5 protein-coding genes are annotated in these 3,564 nt (G+C 41.7%); all 5 read right to left on the minus strand.

The genetic code is table 11. The features are described from left to right. Positions 1-137: 137 nt before the first annotated feature. A complete protein-coding gene (locus ACSHX2_RS15165; protein ID WP_435693802.1) occupies positions 138-611 on the minus strand; it encodes a hypothetical protein in 474 nt (157 codons plus the stop codon). 141 nt (positions 612-752) lie between these two features. Then, positions 753-1,220 (minus strand): GNAT family N-acetyltransferase, encoded by a 468-nt coding sequence (locus ACSHX2_RS15170; RefSeq protein WP_435693803.1) that lies wholly within the window; start codon positions 1,218-1,220, stop codon positions 753-755. A gap of 484 nt (positions 1,221-1,704) precedes the next feature. Continuing rightward, the gene (locus tag ACSHX2_RS15175) at positions 1,705-2,115 is read right to left on the minus strand and encodes a hypothetical protein (RefSeq protein WP_435693804.1); all 411 of its coding nucleotides are present in this window, start codon (positions 2,113-2,115) and stop codon (positions 1,705-1,707) included. Between the two features lie 532 nt (positions 2,116-2,647). After that, positions 2,648-2,971 carry a hypothetical protein gene (locus ACSHX2_RS15180; protein WP_435693805.1) on the minus strand — a complete coding sequence of 108 codons (324 nt, stop codon included), beginning with the start codon at positions 2,969-2,971 and terminating at the stop codon, positions 2,648-2,650. 134 nt (positions 2,972-3,105) lie between these two features. Continuing rightward, positions 3,106-3,564: hypothetical protein (locus tag ACSHX2_RS15185; protein ID WP_435693806.1), on the minus strand; the 459-nt coding region annotated here is incomplete at its 5' end.

Genomic DNA, 3,564 nt, shown 5'->3' on the forward strand with positions numbered 1-3,564 from the left:
AGAACGTAAAGCACACCAACCGAGTACTCGGCCAGAAAGCTTAGGATTAAGATTTAAGGTTTGAATGTAGTGAAAGGTGAGTCGCGCTCAACCGCGGTACGAGGTTGGGTGCAGCGTCTTGTTAGGCAAAGGCAGTTTTAGCGCCAACTTCGCATCGTATATTTAGTCATATTGTTGTTCATGTCTGAAATTCTATCCTCGAGAGTAGAAATTCCATTACGCCTGTATTCCACAACCTCAGAGTCCGACAATGTGTGAATTACTGATATCCCAGGACCGACATTACCTGTAGGTACTGAAAGTTCGAAAACATCATTACGCATAACTAGAGAATATCGATCTCGGTCTTCTTGAATAACGTAGTATGATGGTTTCTGTGAGATGCTCTTGCTGCGTGCGCCTTTGTTAGCAAAGAATATGAGAAGGACGCCGAATATGCCGAGGCATATTGCAAGATTGAGAAAGCCTTGAGTTGTGAAATCTATGCTTGGGGATGGGTCTCGATAGAAGGAATTTATGCAACTCAACAACGCGAAAACAGCAGATGCAGCTAGACACTTAAAGCCCAGCTTACGTTGTTTAATACGTAGAATTTCGTGATCGGATTGCATGATTTAGCCTAACGTAAAGCACACCAATCACTGAACTCTCAGCGCGCTTTGGTTTTTGGGTGAATGTTTGAATTGTGAAAATGGCTCGACTCTCGACGGTGAAGGGATTGGGTGCAGCGTCTTGTTATGTAAGTTGATTTGTTAGATCTGCAACAGCATCTTCTCGTTATAGGACTGAAATCCTGAATGGATGAAAGCTTCTTTAGCTGCTGAATTGTCAGACCAAACATCAAGTTCAATCCTGTCGAATCCCCAACTTCTGACTTCATTTTTTGCTACTTCTAATAGGAGCTTGAAGACACCTTTCTTCCGATAAACTTGAGTAATACAAACTTGGTCTATGTAGCCGCATCTGAGTTCATGAATAAGTAAATTCTCTTGTTGAATCTTCTGGCTAATGACCATGTAGCCAACAACAGAGTTATCGTCTTCGGCCAATAGAATAGATTTTGTGTCTGATTTCAAAGATTGGATAAGACTGTGTTTGAGCTCGTTAGTTTCAGTTGATCGAAAGATATGAGGAAACAGTTCGACGTGAGTTTGTTGAACTTCTGCGTTTAGAGAAACGAGTGAATCTAAGTCATCGTCATTAGCTTTTCGTGTGTTCATAAAGCTGAATTTTTAACATAACGTAAAGCACACCAATCACCGAACTCTCAGCGTGCTTTGGTTTTGGGTTAATGTTTGAAGATTGAAAATGGTTCGCGTCTCGACGGTGAGGGGATTGGGTGCAGCGTCTTGTTCTACCAAATGATTTCTGGGTTTTTGATAGAGCGTGTGGATGGAGGATATCTGTTTCATCCTGCTGGATGAGAAACCTAGCAAGATCGAACTCAGAAAGCAACATGCTGAGCCTGATTCTGAAAAACCATCGCTTATTTAGAAAGCAATGTGCTGAGACGAACTTAGGGGAACCTGAGCATTCAGAAAACGTGTGTCCGCAATTCGCGAATGTAGAAAAAAGATCTTAGTAACAGAAAATGAGTGATTTAGCCTAAAAGCAAAAATTTAGTAGAACGTAAAGCACACCAATCACCGAACTCTCAGCGCGCTTTGGTTTTGGGTTAATGTTTTGAATGTTGAAAATGGCTCGCTACTCGACGGTGAGGGGATTGGGTGCAGCGTCTTGTTCTACAGAAGCAATTTTACCGCCGATAATGCAGTAGATGTCTCTCAAGATGAAAGCAATTGGCAACCCAATTATTACAGCATAGATCGTCCAGGTAAGATCATATCCGTAATTGACAGCAAAGATCACTAACACAGGTACTATCGGCAATAACATGAATAGTGCGATAAGAGTGTAGTTCGTTTTATAGCTCAACTTTAGAATCTTTTCTATAGGTTCTCTCACAGAATTAATAATGAGAATACTCAAAATAGTGACACCTCCTTCAGCATGCTCCATAAGATCAAAGTTTGCTTTAAGATAAATATACAATGGTAGCAGCATAGAAGCTAACCAGCTTAAAATCATGCGGATAAGGATATTGGATTTCGACATGTTTAATTTAGTAGAACGTAAAGCACACCAATCACTGAACTCTCAGCGCGCTTTAATTTTGGGTTAATGTTTGGAGTTGGGGAATGGCTCGACTCTCGACGGTGAAGGGATTGGGTGCAGCGTCTTGTTCTACCAAATGATTTCTGGGTTTTGATAGAGTGTGTGGATGGAGGATTTCTGTTTCATCCTGCTGGATGAGAAACCTAGCAAGATCGACCTCATAAAGCAACATGCTGAGCCTGATTCTGAAAAACCATCGCTCATTCAGAAAGCAATGTGCTGAGACGAACTTAGGGGAAGCTGAGCGTTTAGAAAACGTGTGTCCGCAATTCGCGAATGTAGAAAAAGGATCTTAGTGACAGAAAATGAGTGATTTAGCCTAAAAGCAAAAATTTAGTAGAACGTAAAGCACACCAACCGAGTACTCAGCCAGAAAGCTTTGGATTAAGATTTAAGTTTGAATGTAGTGAAAGGTGAGTCGCGCTCAACCGCGGTACGAGGTTGGGTGCAGCGTCTTGTTCTGCAAGGCAATTTAGTGGATTATGCCTGAGGATGCATCTAGGTTCCAAAGTAATGGTGTGAGGAAGTTACCTAAGATTGGAACTACTGAAAACAATAGAGAACGGCTTTTTGGAGAAGCGCAGAAATACAGTGTTCCTACAAATGAAAGTATAGGCATGCAAAGTGTGTAGCTAACCAGGGTGAGGTGCCAAAAGTTAGAGAGGTTGATCGCGAAGTGAAAGATAAGCGCAAGTAGGAAAAATGCTCCACTTATGAAAATACCTAACCACATCAGAATAATCAAAATGACCTGTAATGATCGTGTTTTACCTTTTGATTTACTGAGAGGCTTCATAATTTAGCAGAACGTAAAGCACACCAATCACTGAACTCTCAGCGCGCTTTGTTTTTGGGTTAATGTTTGAATTTGTGAAAATGGCTCGCGTCTCGACGGTGAAGGGATTGGGTGCAGCGTCTTGTTCTACAGAGTTAATTTATGAGTTTATTTAGCATGGTCAGCAATAGGATCAGAGTGCAACAAGCTAGGAATAGGTAGAAGCAAACTCGGATGGATTTGTCCTTACGCCATTGATCTTTGACGTCGTGTCTAGCTTCAGAGGAAAACGGAACAGATCTGAAGAGCCAAAAGATGGGTATACAGTCTAGTAATAGCAAAAGAATATCCAGAAGTGGAAAAGCAATATCCCCAGCAGGACGAGACTTTCTATTGTCTGAATGTGCACTAGCTAAGGGAACAAACCAAGCAAGACCAAAGGCAAAAGCAAACATACCGAGAAGGGTTGTTATCACTGTAATTGCTGGATGCATGGTAAATTTAGTAGAACGTAAAGCACACCAACCGAGTACTCGACCAGAAAGCTTTGGATTAAGATTTAAGAGTGAATGTAGTGAAAGGTGAGTCGCGCTCAACCGCGGTACGAGGTTGGG

This window comes from Rubritalea sp. (assembly GCF_051252225.1).
Classification (GTDB): Bacteria; Verrucomicrobiota; Verrucomicrobiia; order Verrucomicrobiales; family Akkermansiaceae; genus Rubritalea.

What these genes read in the sequence shown, in the direction of transcription:
- ACSHX2_RS15180 (WP_435693805.1), bottom strand. Translation starts at nt 2,971, where the DNA reads ATGAAGCCTCTCAGTAAATCAAAAGGTAAAACACGATCATTACAGGTC.
- ACSHX2_RS15175 (WP_435693804.1), bottom strand. Translation starts at nt 2,115, where the DNA reads ATGTCGAAATCCAATATCCTTATCCGCATGATTTTAAGCTGGTTAGCT.
- ACSHX2_RS15165 (WP_435693802.1), bottom strand. Translation starts at nt 611, where the DNA reads ATGCAATCCGATCACGAAATTCTACGTATTAAACAACGTAAGCTGGGC.
- ACSHX2_RS15170 (WP_435693803.1), bottom strand. Translation starts at nt 1,220, where the DNA reads ATGAACACACGAAAAGCTAATGACGATGACTTAGATTCACTCGTTTCT.